Source organism: Bradyrhizobium guangdongense (assembly GCF_006483445.1).
Lineage (GTDB): Bacteria > Pseudomonadota > Alphaproteobacteria > Rhizobiales > Xanthobacteraceae > Bradyrhizobium > Bradyrhizobium guangdongense_A.
Map to the genome: position 1 here is coordinate 1 of NZ_PPPT01000203.1, position 3981 is coordinate 3981.

Sequence of the window (3981 nt, forward strand, 5' to 3'; positions counted from 1 at the left end):
GCGCCGAGAAGATCGGCGAGGTCGAGAAATCAGGCACGCTCCAGACCATGATCGAGAGCCTGGCAAAGATCCCGCTGGAGTTCTCGCCCGGCGAGTCCTGGAACTACTCGGTTTCGACCGACGTGATCGGCTATCTCGTCGGCAAGATCTCGGGCATGCCGTTCGAGCAGTTCCTGAAGCAGCGCATCCTCGATCCGCTCGGCATGACGGACACCGACTTCCACGTGCCGGCATCCAAGGCGCATCGTCTCGCGGCCTGCTACTCGGCCGATCCCGGTGGCGGGATGACCTTCCACGCCGGCCAGCGCCGCGAGGGCCTGACGCTGCAGGACGACCCGGCCAAGAGCTCGTTCCTCTCGCCGCCCGACTTCATCTCCGGCGGCGGCGGGCTCTGCTCGACGATGGCCGACTACCTCACCTTCTGCCGTGCGTTGCTCAACGGCGGCGAGCTCGGCGGCGTCAGGTTGATCGGGCCGAAGACGCTGGCGCTGATGACGACCAACCACATTCCGGGAGGACGCGACCTGCCGGAAGTCTCGCGCTCGCTGTTCTCCGAGGCGAGCTATAACGGCATCGGCTTCGGCCTCGGCTTTGCGGTGACGATGCGTCCCGCGGAAACGCTGATCGCGGGCAGCCCCGGCGAATACGCCTGGGGCGGCGCAGCCACGACCTCGTTCTTCATCGATCCGGCCGAGGAGCTGATCACGATCCTCATGACCCAGGTGCTGCCGTCCAGCGCCTATCCGATCCGTCGCGAGCTGCGCAGCATGGTCTACGCCGCGATCAGCGAGAGCAATCTGTAAGGAACGAACGATCCCGCGGCCGCGCCGCGGGATCGCTCACTTCAGCATCTCCGGCACGATCAGGCGCGGCAGGAACAGCGACACGCTCGGCCAGACGATGAGGGCCGCGAGCACGAGCAGCATCGGCACCAGCATGATCGCGGTGTCCTTTATGGCATAGCGCAGCCGTACGCCCGCGACCGCGCAGGCGATCATCAGGCACAATCCATACGGCGGCGTCACCAGGCCGAACGCCAGCGACACGATCGAGATGATCGCGAACTGAACCGGGTGCAGGTCGACGGACTTGGCCAGAGGCTCCAGCACGGTGCCGACGATGATGATCGCCGGAATGGCGTCGAGGAAGCAGCCCACGACCAGGAAGCAGAACGCGATGAAGAAGCCGGCAGCAATCGGCCCCATCCCCCAGGTCGAGACGTTGGCCAGAAGCTCCTGCGGAATCTTGTAATAGGCCAGCAGCCAGCCGAACGCGCTCGCGGTGCCGACACAGAACAACGCGACACCGGCGAGGCGTCCGGTATCGAGCAACGCCCGGTACAGTTCGCGGATGCCGGTCTCGCGATAGAAGAACGTCGACAGCGCCACGGAATAGAGCACCGCGACACAGGCGGATTCGGTTGCGGTGAACCACCCGAGCAAAATGCCGCCGACGATGATGAACGGCGTCATCAGCGCCGGTATGGATTTCCAGATCGCGCAGCGAAGGTCCCGCCAGGTTTCCTTCGGGTAGGTCGGATATCCACGCCGCGTTGCGTAGATATGCACGGTCGCCATCTGGGCACCGGCGATCAGGAGGCCCGGCACGATGCCGGCGAGATACATCGCGGCGATCGAGGTCGAGATCAACCCGCCCCACACGATCATCAGGATCGACGGCGGGATGATGACGGCCAGCACGGCCGAGACCGCGGTGATCGCGATGGAGAACGAGAGGTCGTAGCCTTCCTTGGTCTGGGCATCGATAAAGATTTTTGACTGGCTCGCCGCGTCCGCCGTCGAGGAGCCGGAGATGCCCGCAAAGAACACCGAGAGCACGACGTTGATCTGCGCCAGCGAGCCCGGCCAGTGTCCGACCATCGAGCGCGACAGCGCGACGAGCCGGTCGGTGATGCCGCCGATGCTCATGAGGTTGGCGGTCAACAGGAAGAACGGCACCGCCAGCAGGATGAATGAATTGTAGGCGTTGAACGTCTCCTGCGCGAGCGTCATCAGCGACAGATGCGGCTCGATGATCAGGATCGGAACGCAGGCAAGACCGAGCGCGAAGGCAACCGGCACGCGGATGACGAGCAGGCCGACGAAAACCCCGAACAGGACCGCGGCGGCCTGTCCGGCAGACAAGACATTCCCGCTCATCGCTTCGCCCCAACCAGAATCCGCATTTCATCGAGTATCTGTTCGCCCGCAAACACGATCCACGTCACGCCCGCCACCGGCCAGGCGATGTGGATCAGCCAGAGTGGCAGGTCGGCCAGCTCTGACGTCCTGTTCCACGCAAACCTCGTGAATTCGGTGCCGGCCGTCACGAACACGATCGCCAAAGCGAGCACGCCGAGGCGCGCGAGGATTCGCACCAGAGCTTCCGAGCGCCGCGACAGGTCGGGCCAGACGTCGACCTCGAAATGCTGCGACTCCCTTATGCCGACCATGGCGCCGATCATGATCGTCCAGATGAACAGGAAACGCGCCATCTCCTCCGTCCAGATGTAGGAGGGAATGAACGGCGTGTAGCGCGAGATGATCTGCAACGTCACCGGAATGACGAGAATGCCGAGGCAGGTCGCCAGCAGGAATTCCAGCAATTTCGCATAGGCCGCCGTCGCTCGGCGCCACAGCGACGGGTTCGACTCAACAGGCATTTCGGTCATCGGAGCTCCGCGGGCGGGCAATCATCACCAAAGGGGCAAGCCGCGAGGCTTGCCCCAACATGTCGTCGATCGGCTTGAAGCCTTCAAACTCGGAGCCGTCAGGCGACGTTGATCTTCTCGAAGATGCCCTCGGCGCCGATTTCCTTGGCGTAGGTGGCCATCACGGGATCGGCGAGCTTCTTCATGGCGTCGCGCTCCTCGAACGGGACACGCTTGAGCTTGCCGGCCTTCTCCAGCGTGTCGAGCTTGACGACCTCCTCGCTCGACTCCAGTTGACGGCCGTAGTCGCCCGCCTCCTTGCCGGCCTTCATGATCGCGTCCTGCAGATCCTTCGGCAGGGTCTTCAGCGTCTTCACCGAGAAGCAGATCGGCCGGATCGAGACCGCATGCTGGGTCAAATTGAGATGCGGGGCGACTTCGTAGAACTTCATCGCCTCGACGCCGGCCGCCTCGTTTTCGCCGGCCGAGATCACGCCGTTCTGGATCGCGTTGTAGATCTCGTTATAGGCGATGACCGTCGGGCTCATCCCGACCGCCGCAAAGGTCTTCGACCAGATCGGCGCGCCCTGCACGCGCACCTTGAGGCCCTTGAGATCGGCGAGGTTCTTGAGCGGCTTGTTGGCGAAGATGTTGCGGATGCCGCCGCCGGCATAGCCGATCAGCACGACCTCGGCCTTGGCCGCGACTTCATCGGCGATCGGCGCCAGAATGCCCGCTTCGACGACCTTGTTCATGTGGTCGATGCCCTTGAACACGAAGGGCGCGTCGATGAACGGAGCGGCCTTGGCGAAGGTCGACATATGCGCCGGCGAGACGATGCCGTAATCCACCGCTTTGCCCTGCGACATGTACTCGAAGTATTGCTTCTCGAGGCCGAGCGAGGAGTTTCGGTGCAGCGTGAAGTTGATCGGCTTGCCGTAATACTTCTTCACCAGCTCTTCGAACCGAAGCAGCGCCCGGTTGAAGGCGTGGTCGTCGTTGAACTGGACCGCGCCGTTCAGTGTGACCGGCGCCTGCGCCCTGAGGATCGTCGGCATGCCAATCGCAGCAGTGGTCGCACCTAGCCCAGCGAGAAATGATCGTCGCTTCATCGTCTCTCTCCCTTTGATGCCCCGCCCCTGTACCGGGCCGTGAGCGCGGCCGATATGCGGCCTGCGTGGAGGGAGCGTATGAAAAACGTCGCTTGGACGGAAGCTATTTCAGCCGTAACGGGCACCGGTACTCTTCGTCGCAGGCAAAATGATTGGCAATCTGCTGCACTGCAACTCGCGCCACCCCACTTGCGCGATCGTCATAAAATGGCGGCTCGT

The 3981-nt window shown here is 63.3% G+C and carries 4 protein-coding genes; 1 reads left to right on the forward strand and 3 read right to left on the reverse strand.

The window, feature by feature from the left end; all coding sequences use genetic code 11:
- The coding region (locus C2U70_RS27345) for a serine hydrolase domain-containing protein (protein WP_140981735.1) at window positions 1–803 on the forward strand (803 nt) is incomplete at its 5' end.
- A gap of 36 nt (window positions 804–839) precedes the next feature.
- On the opposite strand, the gene C2U70_RS27350 is transcribed toward C2U70_RS27345, so the two are convergent.
- From C2U70_RS27350 to C2U70_RS27360, 3 genes are all read right to left on the reverse strand, one after another.
- Complete coding sequence (locus tag C2U70_RS27350; RefSeq protein ID WP_140981736.1) at window positions 840–2159, reverse strand: TRAP transporter large permease; 1320 nt, start codon at window positions 2157–2159, stop codon at window positions 840–842.
- A complete protein-coding gene (locus C2U70_RS27355; RefSeq protein WP_140981737.1) occupies window positions 2156–2671 on the reverse strand; it encodes a TRAP transporter small permease in 516 nt (171 codons plus the stop codon). The genes C2U70_RS27350 and C2U70_RS27355 overlap by 4 nt, the downstream gene beginning before the upstream one ends.
- Before the next feature lie 98 nt (window positions 2672–2769).
- Window positions 2770–3762, reverse strand: a complete 993-nt coding sequence (locus C2U70_RS27360; protein ID WP_140981738.1) for a TRAP transporter substrate-binding protein — start codon at window positions 3760–3762, stop codon at window positions 2770–2772.
- Between the last annotated feature and the right edge of the window lie 219 nt (window positions 3763–3981).

Bases quoted from the DNA above. Each gene is read 5' to 3' on its own strand.
- C2U70_RS27350 (WP_140981736.1), bottom strand. From the start codon at position 2,159: ATGAGCGGGAATGTCTTGTCTGCCGGACAGGCCGCCGCGGTCCTGTTC.
- C2U70_RS27355 (WP_140981737.1), bottom strand. From the start codon at position 2,671: ATGACCGAAATGCCTGTTGAGTCGAACCCGTCGCTGTGGCGCCGAGCG.
- C2U70_RS27360 (WP_140981738.1), bottom strand. From the start codon at position 3,762: ATGAAGCGACGATCATTTCTCGCTGGGCTAGGTGCGACCACTGCTGCG.